Annotated in this window: 26 protein-coding genes; 12 read left to right on the forward strand and 14 right to left on the reverse strand. The window is 71.8% G+C overall.

What is annotated here, in order from left to right; genetic code table 11:
* Nucleotides 1-155 precede the first annotated feature (155 nt).
* From modA to ACZ6KY_RS30185, 3 genes are all read left to right on the forward strand, one after another.
* A complete protein-coding gene (modA, locus tag ACZ6KY_RS30175; RefSeq protein ID WP_469313422.1) occupies nucleotides 156-1004 on the forward strand; it encodes a molybdate ABC transporter substrate-binding protein in 849 nt (282 codons plus the stop codon).
* Nucleotides 1005-1056: 52 nt separating this feature from the next.
* The gene (locus ACZ6KY_RS30180; RefSeq protein WP_469313423.1) at nucleotides 1057-1938 is read left to right on the forward strand and encodes an ABC transporter permease; all 882 of its coding nucleotides are present in this window, start codon (nucleotides 1057-1059) and stop codon (nucleotides 1936-1938) included.
* 64 nt (nucleotides 1939-2002) lie between these two features.
* Nucleotides 2003-3085 carry an ABC transporter ATP-binding protein gene (locus ACZ6KY_RS30185; protein WP_469313424.1) on the forward strand — a complete coding sequence of 361 codons (1083 nt, stop codon included), beginning with the start codon at nucleotides 2003-2005 and terminating at the stop codon, nucleotides 3083-3085.
* Between the two features lie 41 nt (nucleotides 3086-3126).
* Here the strand turns inward: ACZ6KY_RS30185 and ACZ6KY_RS30190 are convergent, their stop codons facing one another.
* On the reverse strand, nucleotides 3127-4059 hold the full coding sequence (locus tag ACZ6KY_RS30190; protein WP_469313425.1) for an FkbM family methyltransferase: 933 nt from the start codon (nucleotides 4057-4059) through the stop codon (nucleotides 3127-3129).
* 81 nt (nucleotides 4060-4140) lie between these two features.
* Between ACZ6KY_RS30190 and ACZ6KY_RS30195 the strand changes: the two genes are divergently transcribed.
* Both ACZ6KY_RS30195 and ACZ6KY_RS30200 read left to right on the forward strand, forming a co-directional pair.
* Nucleotides 4141-4599: a cupin domain-containing protein gene (locus ACZ6KY_RS30195; protein ID WP_469313426.1), complete on the forward strand. Its 459-nt coding sequence runs from the start codon at nucleotides 4141-4143 to the stop codon at nucleotides 4597-4599.
* 183 nt (nucleotides 4600-4782) lie between these two features.
* Nucleotides 4783-5202, forward strand: a complete 420-nt coding sequence (locus tag ACZ6KY_RS30200; protein ID WP_469313427.1) for an ATP-binding protein — start codon at nucleotides 4783-4785, stop codon at nucleotides 5200-5202.
* Between the two features lie 284 nt (nucleotides 5203-5486).
* On the opposite strand, the gene ACZ6KY_RS30205 is transcribed toward ACZ6KY_RS30200, so the two are convergent.
* A complete protein-coding gene (locus ACZ6KY_RS30205) occupies nucleotides 5487-5690 on the reverse strand; it encodes a cold-shock protein (protein WP_020871138.1) in 204 nt (67 codons plus the stop codon).
* 280 nt (nucleotides 5691-5970) lie between these two features.
* Nucleotides 5971-6285, reverse strand: a complete 315-nt coding sequence (locus ACZ6KY_RS30210) for a MerR family transcriptional regulator (protein ID WP_469313428.1) — start codon at nucleotides 6283-6285, stop codon at nucleotides 5971-5973.
* A 199-nt stretch (nucleotides 6286-6484) separates the two neighbouring features.
* On the opposite strand from ACZ6KY_RS30210, the gene ACZ6KY_RS30215 reads away from it, so the two are divergent.
* Nucleotides 6485-7339 (forward strand): hypothetical protein, encoded by an 855-nt coding sequence (locus ACZ6KY_RS30215; protein WP_469313429.1) that lies wholly within the window; start codon nucleotides 6485-6487, stop codon nucleotides 7337-7339.
* Between the two features lie 214 nt (nucleotides 7340-7553).
* On the opposite strand, the gene ACZ6KY_RS30220 is transcribed toward ACZ6KY_RS30215, so the two are convergent.
* From ACZ6KY_RS30220 to ACZ6KY_RS30245, 6 genes are all read right to left on the reverse strand, one after another.
* On the reverse strand, nucleotides 7554-7775 hold the full coding sequence (locus tag ACZ6KY_RS30220) for a hypothetical protein (RefSeq protein ID WP_329300745.1): 222 nt from the start codon (nucleotides 7773-7775) through the stop codon (nucleotides 7554-7556).
* Between the two features lie 448 nt (nucleotides 7776-8223).
* A complete protein-coding gene (locus tag ACZ6KY_RS30225) occupies nucleotides 8224-9813 on the reverse strand; it encodes a transglycosylase domain-containing protein (protein ID WP_469313430.1) in 1590 nt (529 codons plus the stop codon).
* 239 nt (nucleotides 9814-10052) lie between these two features.
* Nucleotides 10053-10790, reverse strand: coding sequence for a hypothetical protein (locus ACZ6KY_RS30230; RefSeq protein WP_469313431.1), 738 nt, complete (start codon nucleotides 10788-10790; stop codon nucleotides 10053-10055).
* A complete protein-coding gene (locus ACZ6KY_RS30235; RefSeq protein ID WP_469313432.1) occupies nucleotides 10787-11338 on the reverse strand; it encodes a SigE family RNA polymerase sigma factor in 552 nt (183 codons plus the stop codon). Before ACZ6KY_RS30235 ends, ACZ6KY_RS30230 begins: the two co-directional genes overlap by 4 nt.
* A gap of 92 nt (nucleotides 11339-11430) precedes the next feature.
* Nucleotides 11431-12033, reverse strand: coding sequence for a hypothetical protein (locus ACZ6KY_RS30240; protein ID WP_469313433.1), 603 nt, complete (start codon nucleotides 12031-12033; stop codon nucleotides 11431-11433).
* Nucleotides 12034-12158: 125 nt separating this feature from the next.
* Nucleotides 12159-13121: a L,D-transpeptidase gene (locus ACZ6KY_RS30245; RefSeq protein WP_469313434.1), complete on the reverse strand. Its 963-nt coding sequence runs from the start codon at nucleotides 13119-13121 to the stop codon at nucleotides 12159-12161.
* Nucleotides 13122-13232: 111 nt separating this feature from the next.
* Between ACZ6KY_RS30245 and ACZ6KY_RS30250 the strand changes: the two genes are divergently transcribed.
* From ACZ6KY_RS30250 to ACZ6KY_RS30265, 4 genes are read left to right on the forward strand one after another with little or no spacing between them, the layout of a single operon-like run.
* Nucleotides 13233-13790 carry a SigE family RNA polymerase sigma factor gene (locus ACZ6KY_RS30250; protein WP_469313435.1) on the forward strand — a complete coding sequence of 186 codons (558 nt, stop codon included), beginning with the start codon at nucleotides 13233-13235 and terminating at the stop codon, nucleotides 13788-13790.
* On the forward strand, nucleotides 13780-14529 hold the full coding sequence (locus ACZ6KY_RS30255; protein ID WP_469313436.1) for a L,D-transpeptidase family protein: 750 nt from the start codon (nucleotides 13780-13782) through the stop codon (nucleotides 14527-14529). Before ACZ6KY_RS30250 ends, ACZ6KY_RS30255 begins: the two co-directional genes overlap by 11 nt.
* A gap of 35 nt (nucleotides 14530-14564) precedes the next feature.
* Entirely contained in the window at nucleotides 14565-14708 is a 144-nt protein-coding gene (locus ACZ6KY_RS30260) for a hypothetical protein (RefSeq protein WP_469313437.1), read from the forward strand.
* 11 nt (nucleotides 14709-14719) lie between these two features.
* Entirely contained in the window at nucleotides 14720-14998 is a 279-nt protein-coding gene (locus ACZ6KY_RS30265) for a ribosomal protein L7/L12 (protein WP_469313438.1), read from the forward strand.
* Between the two features lie 83 nt (nucleotides 14999-15081).
* Here ACZ6KY_RS30265 and ACZ6KY_RS30270 read toward each other — a convergent pair whose 3' ends face one another.
* Complete coding sequence (locus ACZ6KY_RS30270; RefSeq protein ID WP_469313439.1) at nucleotides 15082-16425, reverse strand: helix-turn-helix domain-containing protein; 1344 nt, start codon at nucleotides 16423-16425, stop codon at nucleotides 15082-15084.
* A 151-nt stretch (nucleotides 16426-16576) separates the two neighbouring features.
* Between ACZ6KY_RS30270 and ACZ6KY_RS30275 the strand changes: the two genes are divergently transcribed.
* Nucleotides 16577-16726, forward strand: coding sequence for a hypothetical protein (locus ACZ6KY_RS30275; protein WP_469313440.1), 150 nt, complete (start codon nucleotides 16577-16579; stop codon nucleotides 16724-16726).
* A gap of 54 nt (nucleotides 16727-16780) precedes the next feature.
* On the opposite strand, the gene ACZ6KY_RS30280 is transcribed toward ACZ6KY_RS30275, so the two are convergent.
* From ACZ6KY_RS30280 to ACZ6KY_RS30295, 4 genes are read right to left on the reverse strand one after another with little or no spacing between them, the layout of a single operon-like run.
* Nucleotides 16781-16984, reverse strand: a complete 204-nt coding sequence (locus ACZ6KY_RS30280) for a DUF397 domain-containing protein (protein ID WP_469313441.1) — start codon at nucleotides 16982-16984, stop codon at nucleotides 16781-16783.
* Nucleotides 16985-16996: 12 nt separating this feature from the next.
* On the reverse strand, nucleotides 16997-17206 hold the full coding sequence (locus ACZ6KY_RS30285; protein ID WP_469313442.1) for a DUF397 domain-containing protein: 210 nt from the start codon (nucleotides 17204-17206) through the stop codon (nucleotides 16997-16999).
* 12 nt (nucleotides 17207-17218) lie between these two features.
* A complete protein-coding gene (locus tag ACZ6KY_RS30290; RefSeq protein WP_469313443.1) occupies nucleotides 17219-17428 on the reverse strand; it encodes a DUF397 domain-containing protein in 210 nt (69 codons plus the stop codon).
* Complete coding sequence (locus tag ACZ6KY_RS30295; RefSeq protein ID WP_469313444.1) at nucleotides 17388-18236, reverse strand: helix-turn-helix domain-containing protein; 849 nt, start codon at nucleotides 18234-18236, stop codon at nucleotides 17388-17390. Before ACZ6KY_RS30295 ends, ACZ6KY_RS30290 begins: the two co-directional genes overlap by 41 nt.
* 86 nt (nucleotides 18237-18322) lie before the next feature.
* Between ACZ6KY_RS30295 and ACZ6KY_RS30300 the strand changes: the two genes are divergently transcribed.
* Nucleotides 18323-18772: an ATP-binding protein gene (locus tag ACZ6KY_RS30300; RefSeq protein ID WP_469313445.1), complete on the forward strand. Its 450-nt coding sequence runs from the start codon at nucleotides 18323-18325 to the stop codon at nucleotides 18770-18772.
* Nucleotides 18773-18808 lie beyond the last annotated feature (36 nt).

Below are 18808 nucleotides of genomic sequence, written 5' to 3' on the forward strand. Positions count from 1 at the left end.
CGACAGCCGTACGCACAGCTCATGCGATGCGACAGGAGACTTAAAGCTCGCACATGCGGAAGTATGATCAGCGCATAACAGAACGTGAGCTCATGACTGGAGATCACGACGGAGGCTTCAGCGAGCCTCAGAGTTTCCGAGGGAGTAGATCCGTGATGACCCGATCCGCGCGCCGGACCCGCCGCACCAACCGGACCCTGCAGGTGGCCGGCGTCGGTGCCGCCGCGCTGCTGGCCCTGAGCGCCTGCTCCTCCTCCGACGGCAAGTCCGACTCCTCCGACAAGGCGAAGTCGTCCGCCTCGACGTCCTCCTCGACGAAGCTCTCCGGCACGGTGACCGTGTTCGCCGCCGCCTCCCTGAAGGAGAGCTTCACGGCCCTCGGCCAGGAGTTCGAGAAGGCCCACCCGGGCACCAAGGTGACCTTCAACTTCGGCGGCAGCGACACCCTCGCCGCGAGCATCACGGGCGGTGCCCCGGCGGACGTCTTCGCCGCCGCCAGCCCGAAGACGATGGCGATCGTGACCGACAAGAACGACGCGGCGACCGCCCCCGCCACCTTCGTGCGCAACCAGCTGGAGATCGCGACCCTGCCCGGCAACCCGGACAAGGTCGCCTCCCTGAAGGACCTCACCAAGTCCGGCCTCAAGGTCGTCCTGTGCGACAAGACGGTGCCGTGCGGCGCCGCCGCGCAGAAGGCGCTGGACGCGAGCAAGCTGAAGCTCACCCCCGCCTCCTACGAGCAGGACGTCAAGAGCGCCCTGACCAAGGTGGAGCTGAAGGAGGCCGACGCGGCGGTCGTGTACAAGACCGATGTGAAAGCCGCGGGTGACAAGGTGGAGGGCGTGGAGTTCCCCGAGTCGGCCAACGCCATCAACGACTACCCGATCGCCCTGCTCAAGAACGCGCCGAACGCGGCCGCGGCCAAGGCGTTCATCGAGCTGGTGCGGTCCGCGGAGGGCCAGAAGGTGCTGACGACAGCCGGCTTCCTACAGCCCACGTCCTGACATCCGCCCCTGTCAGCCACGTCCGGACAGCCGTGCCCCGTCTCCTGAAGCCATGAGTGATCCCGTGACCTCGCTCGACAAGTCCGACGCCGCGGCCGGCGCCCTCACGGGTGGGCCGCGGCGCGGACGTGGCCGGACGCGGGGCCGGGTGCGGCGCGGGGCGCCGCTTCCTCTCCTGCTGCCGGCCCTCGCCGGGCTCACGTTCCTGCTCCTCCCGCTCCTCGCGCTGCTCGTCCGGGCGCCCTGGCGCAGCCTGCCGGAACAGCTGACCAAGCCCGAGATCTGGCAGGCCCTCCGGCTGTCCCTGTTCTCGGCCACGGCGGCCACCGCGGTGTGCCTGGTGCTCGGGGTGCCGCTCGCCTGGCTGCTGGCGCGTACGGAGTTCCCCGGGCGCGGGCTCGTCCGGGCCCTGGTCACGCTGCCGCTGGTACTGCCCCCGGTGGTGGGCGGTGTCGCGCTGCTGCTGGCCCTCGGCCGCAACGGCGTCGTCGGGAAGCTGCTCGACTCGTGGTTCGGGATCACGCTGCCCTTCACCACGGCCGGGGTGGTCGTGGCCGAGGCCTTCGTGGCGATGCCCTTCCTGGTGATCAGCGTGGAGGGCACCCTGCGGGCGGCCGACCCGCGCTACGAGGAAGCCGCCATGACCCTCGGCGCCTCCCGCTTCACCGCGTTCCGCCGGGTCACCCTGCCCCTCATCGCGCCGGGCATCGCCGCCGGTTCCGTCCTGGCCTGGGCCCGCGCGCTGGGCGAGTTCGGCGCGACGATCACCTTCGCGGGCAACTTCCCGGGCCGGACCCAGACCATGCCGCTGGCCGTCTACCTGGCCCTGCAGAGCGATCCCGACGCCGCTATCGCGCTGAGCCTCGTCCTGCTCGTGGTGTCGATCGCGGTTCTCGCCGGCCTGCGGGACCGCTGGATGACGGCGGGGTCATGACGGACGTCCATGCGAGCGTGAGCGTCACGCCGGACATCTCCACGAGGGTGAGGTGACCCGCGTCATGACCGACGCGACCCCGGCGGCCACGGCCGCGCCGTCCGGCAAGGGACTCGACGCCCGTCTCGTCGTCCGGCGCGGCTCGTTCCACCTCGACATCGAGCTCTCCGCCGCCCCTGGTGACGTCGTCGCGCTGCTCGGGCCGAACGGCGCGGGCAAGACCACCGCGCTGCGCGCGCTGGCCGGGCTCACCCCGCTGTCCGAGGGCGGCCGGCTGCGGCTGGACGGCGTCTCCCTGGACCGTACGCCGCCCGAGTCCCGCCCCGTCGGCGTCGTCTTCCAGGACTATCTGCTCTTCCCGCACCTGTCCGCGCTCGACAACGTCGCCTTCGGGCCGCGCTGCCAGGGCGTATCCAAAGCGGAGGCGCGGGCACAGGCCGCCATCTGGCTGGAACGCATGGGCCTCGCCGACCACGCCGGGGCCAAGCCGCGCCGGCTCTCCGGCGGGCAGGCGCAACGGGTCGCCGTCGCCCGCGCCCTCGCCGTCCACCCCCGGCTGCTGCTGCTCGACGAACCGCTCGCCGCGCTGGACGCCCGTACGCGCCTGGACGTACGGGCCCAACTCCGGCATCACCTGGCCGACTTCGAGGCCGTCGCCGTCCTCGTCACGCACGACCCGCTGGACGCGATGGTGCTGGCCGACCGGCTCGTGGTCGTCGAGGACGGCCGGGTCGTCCAGGAGGGCAGCCCCTCGGACATCGCCCGCAGGCCGCGCACCGACTACATCGCCCAGCTGGTCGGCCTCAACCTCTACCGGGGCGAGGCCGAGGGCCACACCGTACGGCTGGAGGCGGGCCCGGCGATCACCACGACCGAGACGCTCGACGGACCCGTCTTCGTGGCGTTCCCGCCGAGCGCCGTCACGCTCCACCGCGACCGCCCCACCGGCTCCAGCGCCCGCAACCTGTGGCAGTGCCGCGTGAGTGGTCTGGAGACGCACGGCGACCAGATCCGCGCGGACCTCACCGGCGAACTCCCGCTCGCCGCAGACCTGACGACGGTCGCCGCGGCGGAACTCGACCTGCGTCCGGGCGCCGCCGTCTGGGCCACGGTGAAAGCGGTCCAGACACACGCCTATCCGGCCTAGGGTCCCCCGCCAAAGCGCCGACCGACGCCAGTCCGGAGGCGCTACTCCCCGGGTGGGACAGCCGTCGCGCGGGCCATCACGCAGTCGAACTCCACCACCCGGCCGGTCGCCGCCTCCCGTGACACCGGGTACATGCCGGTGATCTCGAAGCCGCTCTCCTCGTAGACCGCGATGGCCTCGCCCATCCGGGGGCTGCCCTCGTACAGCCGCAGCGTGGCGACCTCCGACTGCATCCCCACGAACTCCGCGGCGCGCTCTCCGGCACCGGCGAACACCTCCAGGTCGTAGCCCTGGGTGTCCATCTTCAAGTAGGGGCGGGGGTCGGTGATCCCGGCGAGCGCCTTGTCCATCATCCCGTCGAGACGGCGGACCTCGATGTCCTCGGTACGGGTCTTGGCGAAGCGCTTGTAGCGGTCCTTGCCGTAATCGCTGGGCGGGAGAAGGGAGTTCATGGTATTCCAGCCCACATGGATGGACTGGGTCGTGTCCTCCCGGCCGAGGCCGACCTGGTGCACCTGCCAGTCGGGATCCCCCTCGGCCGCCTCCCGGAGCTTGCCGAAGGCCTCCGCGGTCGGCTCGAAGGAGACGATCCGGCCCCTGTAGCCGAGGCGGCGCAACTGACGCCCGAACTGGCCGGAGTTGGCGCCCACGTCGAAGACGCAGTTCACCTCGTACCGCTTGAGCAGGGCGGTCACGTGCTGCCCGCAGAGATAGGCCGCGGCCGACAGCTGGAACTTGCGTTCGTCGGCCGCCGTCTCCTTCTCGTCGAGCAGGAGACGGGCGCCGGTGCCGCCGAGCGGAACGTGCTTCCAGGCCGCCGTCCGCCCGCGCAGCACCAGATCGGCGCCCTCGCCGAGGGCGACGCGTCTGCGCACACCGCGCCGGTAGACCACCGCGGCTCCCGATCCGAGGTCCAGCACCTGCACCCCTACGCGGGGAAGCAGACCTAGCAGCTTTCTGTGAAGGGTCGCCATGGCCCACACCCTGTCAGACATCCCCGCGTGTCCACCGGGAGTTGGTTGAACCCCCTTCCGGCCGCGTGATAGAGGCAGGGGGTGACCTCTCCTGAGACCGGGATTCCGGAACTGGCCGCCGCCCTGAACATGAAACCCCACCCGGAGGGCGGCTGGTTCGTCGAGACCTGGACCGCGCCGCAGGCCTTCCGGCCCGACGGCTACCCCGGCCCCCGCGCCGCCGCCTCCGCCATCTACTTCCTCCTCACGCCCGGCGACACCTCCGCCTGGCACACCGTCCGCTCGGACGAACTCTGGCTGTGGCACCGCGGCGGCCCGCTGGACGTGCTGCTCGGCGGCGACGGGACAACTCCCCAGTCCACCCCGCAGGTTGTCCGTCTCGGCCCCCGCGTCGAGGCCGGGGAGCGCCCCCAGGCACTCGTTCCCGGCGGTGTCTGGCAGTCCGCCCGTCCGGCCGGCGACGAGGAGGTTCTGGTGAGCTGCGTGGTGGCGCCCGGCTTCGACTACGACGACTTCCACCTGCTGGACTCGGGGCGCTGAAACGGCCGTTGAGCGGCCTGTGGCGGCTTTGTGACGTAGGTCGTTGGTTGCGGATCGCCCGGGTGGGGCATCACCCGAGGGCAGGACCGGCCGCGCACCGCTTCGCGCGGGGTCCCGGTCGACGGGGACGGAGCCGTCGGCCGGATACCGGTTGTCCTGGGAGGGGGAAGAGAGGTGTCAGTCATGCGTGCGCACCAGCGCACCGTCCGGCCGACCGCCCGCGTGGAGTACACACTGCCGCGTACGGCCGTATCGGCGGGCAGGGCCCGCAAGCTGACGACGGCTTTTCTGACCCGGCCGCGTCCACGGCTCGCGTCGCCGACCGCCGACCAGGTGGACGACGCCACACTGATCGCCTCCGAGCTCGTCGCCAACGCCGTACGGCACGGCCGCAGCGGATGCAGACTGCGTCTGCAACTGGGGCACGGACGGGTGACGGTCGAGGTCCGCGACGACAGTCCCGGACGGCCGCGGGTCGGCGTGCTGGACGCGGAATCGGAAAGCGGCCGGGGCCTGGCGATGGTCCAGCAGCTCGCCCACAGCCTGGAGGTCGTCAGCACGGGCCCGGGCGGCAAGACCGTCCGCGCGGTCCTGGCGGTGTAGCGACGGGCCTTACGCCGTCGTCGCCGTCGAGCCCGCCATCCGGATCGCGCTCGGCATCGGCACCGGCGTCAAGGTCGCCGTGGCCGTCCGCGTCGGCATCCGCATCGAGATCGGCGAGCGTCGCGCCGGATGCGTTCGGCGCGGTCGAACCGATGAGCCGAGTTCGGCGCCGCCGAGAGTGGGCACAAGGCGCCGAAAATTCACCGCAATTTCAATGACCGCAAAAGACGGATGGCCGACACCCACACCTTGCGGTGCGGACGCCGGCCATCCGGTGTCCCGGACTAGGCGGGGACGATGTTCTCCGCCTGCGGGCCCTTCTGGCCCTGCGTGACGTCGAAGGTCACCTTCTGGCCTTCCTGGAGCTCACGGAAGCCAGAGGTGGCGATGTTCGAGTAGTGAGCGAAGACGTCGGCGCCGCCGCCATCCTGCTCGATGAAGCCGAAGCCCTTTTCCGCGTTGAACCACTTCACGGTGCCAGTAGCCATGTCAAATCTCCTTCGGGGCAAAGCTCGAAGGTCCACACTGTGTGGACCTGCGTCGCCGTGATGATTACCCCAACCGGAATGCACCGGAAAAACTTTGGGAACCACAACTGCAACTGAAATCGACAGTAGCACGCTGCGGGCCTCGAAGGGGGCGCGCTATCTCACCCCGTCGCGGGGAATATTAAAACCTCGCGGGCCCGTGCACCAAATTCTGTATCGGCCGAAGCAGGTATCCCGGAACGGGCCGGAAAACGGCCTCAGAGTGCCTCTGACGTCCCGCTCACGCGTCCTGCGGTGCCGACCCGCGCAGCTCCTCGTTGATCCGCAGGGCCTCGTCGAGGCAGTCCTCCAGCGTGACGATCCGGCAGGCCGCCTCGACGGGCGTGCCCTGGTCGACGAGATCCCGGGCGCGGGCCGCGACCCGCAGCTGGTTGCGGGAGTAACGACGGTGACCGCCCTCGGAGCGCCGCGGCGTGATCAGTCCGGCCTCCCCGACGGCCCGCAAAAACGCGGGGGTGGCGCCGATCAGCTCGGCGGCGCGACCCATCGTGTAGGCGGGGTAGTCGTCGTCGTCGAACCGGTCGGTGGGGCTCATGGTGCTTCCCTGGGGCGCGTGCATCACCTTCCACTTTGGCAGATCCCGGCCGGTACCGGCCGGGGCACCCGGCATCGGCCCGGTGACATCCGCGCGCCGCACTCACCCGGACGGCCCGGTGCGCTGGTGGGCGGCCCCGGCCGGTGATGGCGTGGAGGGACACAGCCCGATCTCGGGACCGTCCTCGGGAGGCCTCCGTATGAACCGTCCGTCCTGTCTCCTCGCGTCCGCCCTGACCGCGGGGATGCTGTTCTCGACGGCCGCCTGCTCGAACGGCGGAGGGGACGGCGGCGGCTCCGGCCGTACGGACACCCCCGCGTCCCCCACCACCGCGTCCGGCGTCCCGGCCTCCCCCGTCGCCGAGGAGTCCGGCGCCGCGTCGCCCTCGCCCTCCCCTTCCGTCCGTACGCTCACCAAGGCCGAGGCGCAGGCCGCGCTGATCACCAACTCCGACCTGGGGTCGCAGTGGGACGAGTCGAAGGGCGTGGCGGCCTGGCACGACACGGTGCTCAAGAGCAAGGTCGACGAGGCGGACTTCGTCACCGACAAGGCGAACGCCAAGCAGTGCCAGAAACTGCTGGACGGTCTGTACTCCGAGGACCTGCTGGGCAAGCCGCAGGGCGCCAGTGCCGTCACCGGCTTCGACGACAGCGACAACGACGCCCAGATGCGCTACGAGGTCGCCTCGTACGGGAAGAGCTCGCTGGACGCACAGCTGAAGTGGCTGAGCACGCTGCCGGACGTCTGTGACCAGTTCACGGCCGTCAACGGCAACGGCGACAAGCAGACCGTCCAGGTCGTCTCGACCCATCTGCCCGATGTGGGGAACGCCCGCCAGGGGCTCCAGGTCACGATGAGCGGTGAGCTGGAGGGCGACCCCGAGACCCTGACGCTCGACTTCGCCGCCGTGCGGGTCGGCGACAGCGCCTTCTCCCTCACCAACGGCGGCCTCTCCGGAACCGAACACGGATCAACCGAACAGGCGGTCGAGGCGGGCACGAACCGCCTTCAGGACGTCCTTGCGGGGAAGTCACCCGCGCCGACACAGGGGTGACGAGCCCGGCCCGGCCGGAACCCGGCGGGAGGCATGCGGGGCCTGGCGAGAGGCATGCGGTGTGGGCCGTTCGGAACGGGAACGGTGATGCGGGACGGCCAGGGGTGATTCACGTGGCCGGCCTCGACGGCCGCGCACCGCGGCCCCGGCAACCTGTGGTGGGGCTGCCGCGGGCTGAGGTGGCGGGCCGGGGTGTTACGTCACTGCGGGCGAGTCAGAGCCGGTCCATCCGGGAGTAGGGGCTCAGGACGCGGACCTGGCGGGCGCCGAAGTCGACGAGCATCGCGATGCCCTCTTCGACGCCGACGATCGTGCCCAGGCCGTACTGGTCGTGGGAGACGCGGTCTCCGAGGCTGAACTCCTTGGCCACGGGGACGACGGGTGCGGCGAAGGGGCTGGTGGGCAGGTGGCGCCGGGGCGCGGAGGATTTACTCATCGTGATTCCAGTATGGGCCCTATTCCGGTGGGCGGTAGGGCTTGATGGTCTCGATCCCGCTCCGACTCGGCGTCCCGGACCGCTCCGCGACACGGTGGGCGGGGACCCCGGTGCGCGGTCCCCGCCCGGTCCGCCCGGCGTTCCCTGAGGTCAGCCCTCGGGGCGGCGGTCCCGTGATCTTTCCGGCGCGCGGAGCCGTCCACCGGGCGAGCCTGTTGTGCACCGGACAGGCCGCGACGACGGGTCCGGGACGGGCCGGACCCGCCGTCGCGAGACGCCGGTACGAGTGATCCCCCCGGGGGGCGTACGCCGGCACGCCCCCGGTCCCGCTCTCCGGAGAGGGGGGATGCCCAGGTCCTGTCCCAGACGACTCCGGCGAGGGACGCGATCGCCATGAGCCGGATAGTTGGCCGTTGAAACAAATTTCCGGTGTACGCGATCCGGCCCTTCATCCACCCCCGGATGTCGGCCTGGTCACCTGAACCGGCCACGCGGTGACGGGATTCAGCCGGTTCATGACGCTCGCCACGACATTGGCCGCCATGTTCGTCGCCGCGGAAGGGAGTTGGGCGATGCGGGCCGGGTGCCGGCCGTGGGCGGGATGCTGGGCGAAGAGGGCGACCGTGGTGGACAGCTTCGCGTCGTACATGGTCTGCCACAGGGTGCGGGTTCCGGCACCGCCGGTGAACACCCCCCAGGCCCCGCCGGCGGGGTGCAGGAACTTCGCGACGAGCTGCGCGGAGGACGGGTCCATCGCGGTGCGGGTGTGCGGGCGGGCGGTGTAGAGGGTGCGGCCGTCCCGGGTGATCCGCTGGACGGTGTACGGCTCGGCGTACGTGCCGCCGGACGCCGCCGCGGCGTACGCGGCCGCCAGCGAGAGCGGAGTGGGCGCGGCGCGCTTCGCGAGCGCGGTCAGCGGCGGGCGGAGCTTCACCCTGGTGAACGGCTCCAGCGCCGTGCCCGCCTCCACCGCTCCGGCCAGCGCGTCGTTGAACGGCTGCCGGGCGTAGTCCGCGCCCCCGTACAGCACACGGACCGCGCCGTCGCCCGGCACCAGCGCGACGATCGAGGAGTGCAGGCTGACGCCCTTGGCGCCCGCCGGGTCGGCGACCTGTTCGGCCGCCGCGTCCTGGGCGGCGAGGTCGAAGGTGGTACGGACGGTGTAACCGCCGCGGGCCAGTTCGTCCTGGGTGATGCCGAGCCGGTCGGCGGCCTCCGCGGAAGCCGCGTCGATCAGATACTGGCGCTGGCCGTCCGTGGCCCCGGGCGGATAGAAGCGGAACGCGGGGAGACGGGCCGCGGCGCGCTGGGCCGGCGTGATCGCCCCGCTGTCGGCCATCGCGTCCAGCACCCACTCCCAGCGGCGCGTCAGCTTCGCCGTCACCGCGGCGTCCGAGCCCGCCTTCTCGTAGTACGAGGGGATGTTGATGACGGCGGCGAGGGCGGCGCCCTGACTGACCGACAGAGCGGACGCGTCGACGCCGAAGTAGTTGCGCGCGGCGGCCTGGATGCCCGCGGCGCCGCGTCCGAAGTAGACCGTGTTGAGGTAGCCCTCCAGGATCTCGTTCTTCGACCGGGTGCGGTCCAGCTTGATCGCGATCAGCGCCTCGCGCGCCTTGCGGGACAGCGACTGCTGGGGACTGAGCAGGGCGTTCTTCACGTACTGCTGGGTGATCGTGGAGCCGCCCTGCCGGCCGCCGCCGCTCACCGTCGACCAGGCCGCCCGGACGATCGCGGTCGGCGAGATGCCGGAGTCCGTACGGAAGGAACGGTTCTCCGCGGCGATCACCGCCTCCTGGACATATCGCGGCACCTGGGCGAGCGGGACCTCCTGCCGGTCCACCGGGCCGCGCCGCCCCAGATAGTCGCCCCGGGTGTCGGTGAAGACCGTGCTCTGCATCGCCGTCTCCGGGTGCGGCTTGGGAATCCCGGTGAGCCGGTACGCCACCACCGCCGCGCCGGCGAGCGTGAGCACGAGGACGAGCAGGACGACCAGCGCGTGGCGCAGCCGGCGGCCGCGGGTGCGGCGGACCTTCACGCGCCGGGCGCGGAGGACGCGGCCGAGGCCGGACCGGACGCGGGCACCCGGGCGCCCGCTCCGCGCGGGGGCGGTGGTCCCCGCGCGCGTCCCCCTCCAGGACGGTGTCCCCGGCACGGCTCGCGGACCCCTCGCGCCTCGCGAGCCCCGCACACCTCGCGGGTCCCGCACGCCTCGCAGGCCCGTCACGCCTCGCGAGCCCCGCGCACTTCGAGCGCCCCGCTCGCCTCGCGGGCCCTTCACGGCAGGTATCCCTGGCTCGCCAGCACCGCGCCCGAACTGTCGTACACCGTGACTCTCCGGGGGGCCAGCGACGGGGTGTCGTCCGGGACCGGGGTGGGCGGGCCCGGCGTCACCGCGTACCAGGCGCCCCAGCCGGGCCTGCCCGCGAGGGTCAGGGCGGTGGCGTGGACGACGCCCGCGGCGGTCGTGACCTCGACGTGGGCCGCTTCGCCCGAGCCGTGGAAGACCCCGGAGAGGAACGTGCGGCCGTCGTTCCAGTAGGACGCCTGGAGCGAGACGCCGGGGCTGCTCGAATCGAGGTTGCCGTTCACGACGCTGTGGATCTGGACCGGCAAGCCCGGTTCCGTCCAGCGCGAGCCTTCCTTCGTCAGCCAGATCTCGGTGCCGGAGGCCACCCGCACCCGCTCACCGGGCGCCACGACCCGCACCCGCCCGGCGGTCTCCGCGGGGGAGGGGGTCGCGCTGTCGCCATGGGCGGCGGGCGAGCTCACCGGCTCGCCGAACCCGAGGCCGGCGCCGTCGTGGAGTCCGACCACGGCGAGCGGCACCAGCAGCGCACCGCAGGCGGCCCCGAGCACGACGGTCCTGCGCCGGCGCCGGCGCCTGCGGCCCTCGCGTTCGATGGCGACGAGCGGAACGGCGGAGGGTGTGACGTCGTACGCGGCGTCTGCGAACACCTCGCGCAGCCGCTCGGCGTCGGCCGACATGCGCTCGGAACGGGACGAGAGACTCATGAGCGTGCTCCGGAGACGGGGTGGCGGCCGGCGAACACCGGGTGGGCGCGCAGCGCCTGGAGGCCGCGCCGGGCATGGGTCTTGACGGTGCCGACCGAGCAACCGAGCAGCTGGGCCGTCTCGGCCTCGCCCAGGTCCTCCCAGTAACGCAGCACCAGGACGGCGCGCTGCCGTGCCGACAGCGCGGCCAACGCGGTGTCCAGAGCGGCCCGTTGGGTGACCGTCTCGGCGTGTCCGGGATCGCGCTGGTGCGCCCGCTCGGGCACGAAGGGCATCAGGAGCTGCACGACCCGTCTCTTGCGGGTCCGGCTGATGTTGTTGTTGACCAGCGAGCGGCGTACGTAGAAGTCGACGTCGTCGCTCGGGATGCGCCGCCAGCGGGCGTACACCTTGGCCAGCGTGGTCTGGACGAGATCCTCGGCGTCGTGGAAGTCGCCGGTGAGCAGGTGCGCGGTGCGCACCAGGCGGGGCCAGGCAGCACCGGCGTACGCGGCGAAGTCACCACTGTCGGCGTGGACTTGGGAGGTGGCGATGAGGTTGTGCGGCACGACCTGCGGTCCCTCGGGTCGGGTGCGTGGGGGGTGGTTCGGTGGGCACGGGAGCCGGAGTCCTGCACGGCCCGGCTCCCGTGCCCGCGTGCTCAGTTCAGGTCCAGCCGGGAGTAGACGTCGCCCTCGGTGTCGCGGACGACGATGTGGCGGACGGCGAAGCCGTCGCGGCTCTCGGCCGGCAGGTCGGCGCCGGCGTACCAGACGCCCCAGCCGGGGTTGCCCGCGAGTTCCAGGAGCTTGCCGTGCAGGGTCCCGGCGGTGGTCCGTACCGTGACGCGCGAGGCGGTGCCCTTGCCGCCGTAGTACACGCCGGACAGAGTGGCGTGGCCTTCGGCGGTGACCTCGGTGTACGCCGAGACGCCGGGCGTGTGGAGGTCGATGTTCCCGTCGGCCACGCTCGTGAAGCGGGGATCGGGGTCGCCGGGCATCGTCCAGTGCTTGCCCTCCGCCGTCAGCCAGAACTCGGCGCCGCCGGGCTCCCCGACGTGCTCGTCAGGGGCGACGATCCGGGCGGTGGGAGCGATCTTCGCCACCGGGAGAGGGGTGGCGTGCGCCGACCGGACGGTGACCCGCGCCGACTGGCCTGAGGCGGGCGCCGCCTTCCCGGGCGGGACGCCGTACGCCGCCGTGGGCGCCCCGATCAGCGCCACGGCGACCGCGGCCGCCGCGACATACTTCCGAATCCTTGCCATGAACGGACAACTCCTCGTGATGTGACCGACGTTCGGGCGGTACAAGGGCGCCTCTCCCCTCCTACAAACTCCCGGCGCCCGCGGGCCGGATGACACCGGCCGGAGATTTTCCGCACGGATGTGCGTCAGCCGAGCGCGCTCGTCGCCCGCCACTGGTCCCAGCTCAGGTTCCAGTCGCCGTAGCCGTTGCCGACGGCGACCGTGTCCCGGGAGCCGACGACCTTGACGACGTCGCCGGGGACGACCTCGTCGTAGAACCGCTTCGCGGGGCCGCCGGTGGCGAGTCCGACGCAGCCGTGCGTGACGTTCTGGCGCCCGCCGTAGGTGTTCGCCTTCGGGTTCTGGTGGAGGTACGTGCCCGAGGCGGTGAGGTGGACGGCGTAGTAGTAATAGCCCGCGTACGCGTCGCCGTAGCCGACGCTCCGGGAGTTCATGAAGACCTTGGGCGCCTTGTCGGAGACGACCATCGTGCCGTTCCAGGTGTCCATGCCCGGCGCGCCCGCGGTGATCGGGACGCGGCGCGACGAACCGGCCGTCTCGAGCGTCATGAAGTGTGTACGGACATCCACTGTGGCGACGAGGGAGCGGCCGACCGTGAAATGCCTGGTGATTCCGGCTCCGGCCCGGACGGTGACCGCCGTGCCGGGCTTCCAGTACGTGTGGGGGCGGAAGTCGACGCGCCCGCCGTCGGCGAGGTTGCGGTCCCTGACCCAGCCCCAGGAGCCCTCGACATCGGCGGTCACCTTCAACTGCCCTTCCACATCGGCCCGTTCGGCCACGGGTATCGGCTGGTCGAAGGTCACCGAGATCGGCATGCCGACGCCCACGGTCTGCCCGTCGGTGATGTTGATGTGGGCGCCCGTCAGGGACCTGGGCGGTGTGGCGGAGGGCTTCGGCCGGGCCTTGCCCGCAGGACCGGCGGTCCCGGTGGCGGCCGGCTCACCGCCGGGCCCGGCCCCCCTGCCCCCGCCGCCGTCGGCCACCGCCTGCGCCTGCGCCGAACACCCGGTGAGCGCGAGCGCGCACACGGCCGCCGCGCTCCAGGCCCGGGCGAACCGGCCCCGGCCGCCTCTCAGTTCCGTGGTCATGGTGATCCCCCTGTGGTGTGTTTCGATGTGCGACGTACGGGACCTGTACGCACGGCGGGGACGGCCGGGTTGCACACGGCCGGCGAAACCGCGGAAATTCCGGCGGGGGGCATGACCGAGGAAGAGTTCGACGCGTTCTACGCGACCGCGTTTCCCCGGCTGACCGGCCAGCTCTACGCGTTCACGGGGGACCACGGCGAGGCGCAGGACGTCGTCCAGGAGGCGTTCGTCCGCGCCTGGGACCGGCGGAAGGAGTTCCTCGCCGACGGGGCGCCCGAGGCGTGGATACGGACCGTGGCGACACGGCTCGCGGTGAGCCGCTGGCGCCGCGCGCGCCGCTGGCTGGAGCTGGTGCGGCGCACACCGCCCTCGGACCACACCCCGGGCCCCGGCCCCGAGCGCGCCACACTCGTAGCCGCGCTGCGTACGCTGCCCGAGGCACAGCGGATGGCGATCGTTCTGCACCATCTGTGCGACTTGAGTGTCGAGCAGGTAGCCTCCGAAACCGGTGCCCCCGTGGGCACGGTCAAGGCCCGGCTCTCCCGTGGCCGGGCGGCGCTGGCACGGGTGCTCTCGGAGGATTCGGCGGACTCGGCCGGTTCCGCGCGTCCGCCGGACTCCGCGGGCATGCCGGACATCGGGGAGAGGGAGGACGACCGTGTCCGATGAACTCACCTCTGATCTGCGGGAGTTGGCGGCCGAGAGCGAGCGACCGCCGACGCTGACCGGTGCGCAGATCCGAGGCCGGGCGGTACGCCGCCGACGCCGCCGACGCCGTACGGCACTGGCCGCGGCCGGCGCCTCCGCCGCGGGAGCGCTCGCCCTGGTCCTCACGCTCGGCCTGGACGGCGGCACACACCACGTTCCGCCCCTGGCCGCGACCCCCGCCGTCACCCCGAGCCCGCAGGTGGCGGCGCCGGACGCCACGATCGACCTGGGCCGGCGGGTGGTCTCGGTCGTCGGCCGCGAACTGACGCTCACCTCCGACAGCCTGACGGGTTACGTGCCGCCCCTCCGGGCGACGGTCACCGCCAAGAGGGCCTCCATGAGGGTGACCAGCAAGACCGTCGGCCACGGCGACACGTACAGCTTCATGGCCTCCTGGACGATCGAACTCACCGCCCCCAACGGCAGGATGGACTACGTCGGCGCCCTGGCGGGCAACGAGGACGGCGTCCACGCATCGCCCCCCGGCTGGATCGGTCTGCGCCAGGCCGACGCCAAGTGGCTGTACCGGCAGCTCGCGCCGGGCTCGGTGGTCGAGATCAAGCCGTCGAGCGGCGGGCCTTCTTCGCCGGACCCGACGGCGGTGGACGGGGGCACGGTGACGGCGGGCTCGGACACGGGCACGGGCACGGGCCTGGTCACCGGCACAGGTGCCCCGGCCTCGGGAACCTCGGGCGGCTAGGCCGACGCGCTCCCGGCACCGGCGCGGGCCTCGAAGTGTCCGTCGAGCTGTGCGCCGAAGCGCCCGTCGAGTTGCGCGGCGAGCGCGGCGAACGTCGCCTCCGGCCGCTCGACGAGGGTGAACGGGTCACGCCGCTCGGCCTGTTGCGCCGCCTCGGTTCCCCGGGCGAGGCGTCCTAGGATCGCTGACCATGGAATTAACAGGTCTCATCGCCCTCGCCGGACTCATCGTCGCGAGCTTCGCCGCGCTGGAAGGCAGGCTCGCCCGCACCGACCGCCGGATCGCCCACGTCGAGCGCCAACTCGACCTGATACTCGACCGGCTCAGCATCCGCGAGGAGCCCCCGCACCTGCCCGAGGTCATCGCCCTCGTACGCGACGGCAAGAAGATCCAGGCGATCAAGGCCTACCGGACGGCCACGGGAGCGGGCCTGAAGGAGGCGAAGGACGCGGTGGACAACATGGCCTGACGCCGCCCCGCCGGTCCATCCCGTCCGGGTCGGAGCGGGGTTGGGCCGGGGCCGGACCACCTGCCGGTCGAATGTGTCCGGGGTCAGAGCGGGGGTTGGGCCGGGGCCGGGCCGAGGGTTGTCGTTCCCGGGGCGGTGCGGTGGCCGAGGCCGGTGCGGTAGGCGTCCAGGGCCGCTTCCACCCGGCCGGTGCGCCGCAGCAGGTCGCCCAGCAGCCGGCACAGGTCCGCCAGGTCACCGGCCGCGCCCGCCCGCTCCAGCAGGCTCATCGCCCGCACGTAGTGCTCCTCGGCCGCCTCGGTGTCCCGGGCGTCCTCCGCGATGATGCCGAGCAGGCGGTGCGCGGCGGCCGAGTGGATGGCGCCCCGCTCGGAATGCAGATCGCCGAGCACCTGTTGCAGCAGCTCACCGGCCTCGTCGGACTTGCCGCGCCGGTGCAGCACGTCGGCCAGTTCCACCGCGACCTGGCTGGTGTAGAGCGCGGCCCGCTTCGCGGAGAGCATGGCCTGCGCCTCGCGCAACTCGCCCTCGGCGCGCTCCAGTTCGCCGTTCTGCGCGTACAGGTATCCGCGCATCCAGTGGCAGTTGGCGAGTTCGGTACGGATCTGGAGCTGCCGGTAGAGCTCGGCGGCCTTGGCGAGGGACACGTCGGCCTCGACGATCCGCCCCTCGGCGATCATCGTCCGCGCCACCGACCGGTGCATCCGTGCCACCAGCGCCGGGTCACCGACCTGCGGCGCGAGGGCGAGCGCGAACTCGGCCGCCTGGGCGGCACGGGCGTGCGCGCCCATGTCCATGTAGGGCGCGATCACACCCGTATAGAGGAGGAGCAGCGCTTCGGGGTCGTGCAGGCCCGTCCGGTTGAGCTCGTCGAGGGTGGACTCGAACAGGTAGCAGGCGTAACGGAGTTCACCGGCGAGGTAGTGGGAGACCGCCCGGCCGCGCACGGCGGGCACCCGCTGGGGCAGCGGCGCGTCCCCGATCCGCTGCTCGGACTCCTCGAAACGCCGCTGCGCCGTTTCCAGGTCCCCGATGTCCAGGGCGCATTCGCCGAGCCCGAGGAGCGCCGCGGCCTGTTCCGCGACCAGCCCGTGGGACTCCGCCTCCGCGAGCAGCGCGGCGTAGATCTCCGCGGCCGGTTCGGCCTCTCCGGTGGCGAGCGTGCGCTGCGCGTCGGTCAGCCGCAGCCGCAGGTCGGTGGCGAGGTGGGCGGGCCGCCCGGTCGCCAGTTCCTCGTACGCGACCCCGAGCCGTCCGGCTATGTGCCGCAGCGCCGGTTCGGAGGCCCGGACCCGGCCGGCCTCCAGGGTGGAGATGTACGCGGGCGTGTACGCGGGCTCCGCGAGCTGTTTCTGCGTCAAACCACGTTCCGTGCGCAGCTGTTGCACCCTGCGCCCGATGATCTCAGGGTCGTCCCGCTCCGCCATGGGTCAAGCATGCCATCAAGCCGAGTCAAGTCAGTCCAGCTTTTGACTACTGTCCAACCTCACGGGCCCTCTTGCGACGGGAGCCCCGGAGCCTCTACGTTAAGCGCCGGATTAAGCCTGCTTAATACGCCGCTGTTGTTGCGAGGTCACCGTGCTCCGACGTATTTCCGCGCGCTACTCCAGAGGGCTTCTGGCCGCCGCCATCGCGGTCGCCGCGCTGGTCACGGCGGCGAACATCGGCCCGGCGAGAGCGGCCGAACCGGCCCCCGCCGCGCACACCGCCGCACACACCGCTCCGTAGACGGCGACCGGGGCACGCCGACGTCCACCTGACCTGCCCCGGGCCCCGAACCCGTCAGAGGCTGCCGTCCACCGCCGCCCCGACGAACACGGCGAAGGCAACGGCCCCGACCGTGAAGACGCCGAGGCCGGGGTACTTCGAATCGCGGACGGCCACGCGGGTAGCCAAGGGGGCCACCTCGACGCACTCGCCGCCGCTGCTCCCGCTGTACGACGACTTACGCCACCGCGCACGCGTCAGATCCGACCTGTTCTCCATGGCGTTCCTCCATCAGCCGAGCAGGGTGCCGTCCACCGCTGCCCCGACGAACACGGCGAAGGCACCGGCCCCGACCGTGAAGACGCCGAGGCCGGGGTACTTCGAATCGCGGACGGCCACGCGGGTAGCCAAGGGGGCCACCTCGACGCACTCGCCGCCGCTGCTCCCGCTGTACGTCGACTTACGCCACCGCGCACGCGTCAGATCCGACCTGTTCTCCATGGCGTTCCTCCATCAGCCGAGCAGGGTGCCGTCCACCGCTGCCCCGACGAACACGGCGAAGGCACCGGCCCCGACCGTGAAGACGCCTTGGGCAGGGTTCTTCGAGTCGCGGAGGGCCACGCGGGCGGCCAAGAGGGCCACTTCGACGCACTGACCTCCGGTGTCGCCGCTGTACGACGACTTACGCCATCGCGCCGCCGTCAGATCCTGGCTGGTGCCCATAACGCCCCTCCATCACACGAGCGATCAGCTCGGCCGAGGCCTCAACGGACAGGGCGGCGGCCTTCAAATGATCGTATCGAAGGAAGCCCTCCTTGAGACTCGCCGGATTGGCCGTCATGTGCCCCTGCACGAAGTCCTCGGTGTAGACGACGTCCGGGTCGCCTTCGAAGCGCAGGAGGTTGAACGAACCCATCGATCCGAGGTGTTGACCGGCCTCGAACGGCAGCACCTGGACCTGCGTCCAGCCGTCACCCGGCAGATGCAACAGACGCCCGAGTTGGTCTCGCATGACATCTGCGCTCCCGACCTGCCGGTGCAACACCGCTTCGTCCAACACGACCCACGCCACGGGCGGTTCGTCCCGGACCAGGACCCGCTGCCGCTCCAGCCGGGCGGCCACCCTGGCGTCGAGGTCCTCTTCGCTCCGCGATCCCAACACCGCCCGCGCGTACCCCGGGGTTTGAAGAAGCCCGTCCACCAACTGCGCCTGGAACGAGTAGATGTAGGCGGCCCTCGCCTCCATCTCCGCGTACGCCTGGAACCAGGTCGGCAACTGGCTCCGGAGCACCAGCCCGATGAGACGGGAGAACGCCCCGCCCGTCAGCAGGGCCGCGTCGACGCGCTCGGCGAAATCGCGGGTCGGCACCTTGTGGGCCGTCTCGACCTGGCCGATCAGGGAGCCGGTGCAGAAGATGATGTCGCCCAGCTCGCCCTGTCTCAGCCCCGCGGCCTCTCTCAGCCGGCGCAGCTCCGAGCCGAAGTAGTCCAACGGGGAGGCGCTGGGGTCCAGTTCACGGATGTTGGGCATGGGAAGGTCACCCCCGGGTCCGAACGCCGAGCGGCGTTCCATTCGACTTGTAGCCGAGCGTAACCGGACCACTCCACTCTGGAGTCGTGAATCATGCAACTGACCTGCCGAACGGGACGATCGACGCCAGGTACGGCATCCGCTTCACCGTGGGTGAGCACTCTGCGCGGCAGCTGCGCCGGATCCTGAAGGCGTATCTGGTCGCCTGGGAGATGCCGGAGCTGACGGACGCGGCGACGCTGGCGCTGACCGAGCTGGTCACGAACGTCGTACGTCATGTGCCCGACCGGCGCGCCGCGCTGCTGATGCTGTGGCGAACGGACGGCGTACGGGTGGAGGTGACCGACACCTGTCCGCGGCCACCCCGGGCGCACCGGCCACCTCTGCCAACAGCTGTGGACGGCGAACCCGCGGAGGGCGGGCGCGGGCTGCTGATCGTGGACGCGGTGACCGACCGGTGGGGCTGGCATCCGCTGCCGGGACGCGGCAAGACCGTCTGGTTCGAGTGCCACACCCCGGTCCGCACGCCTGCGTGAACCACCCGCCGGGCGTCCTCGCGGTCGCCCCGCGTT

It is taken from the genome of Streptomyces sp. NPDC042002 (genome assembly GCF_055588305.1).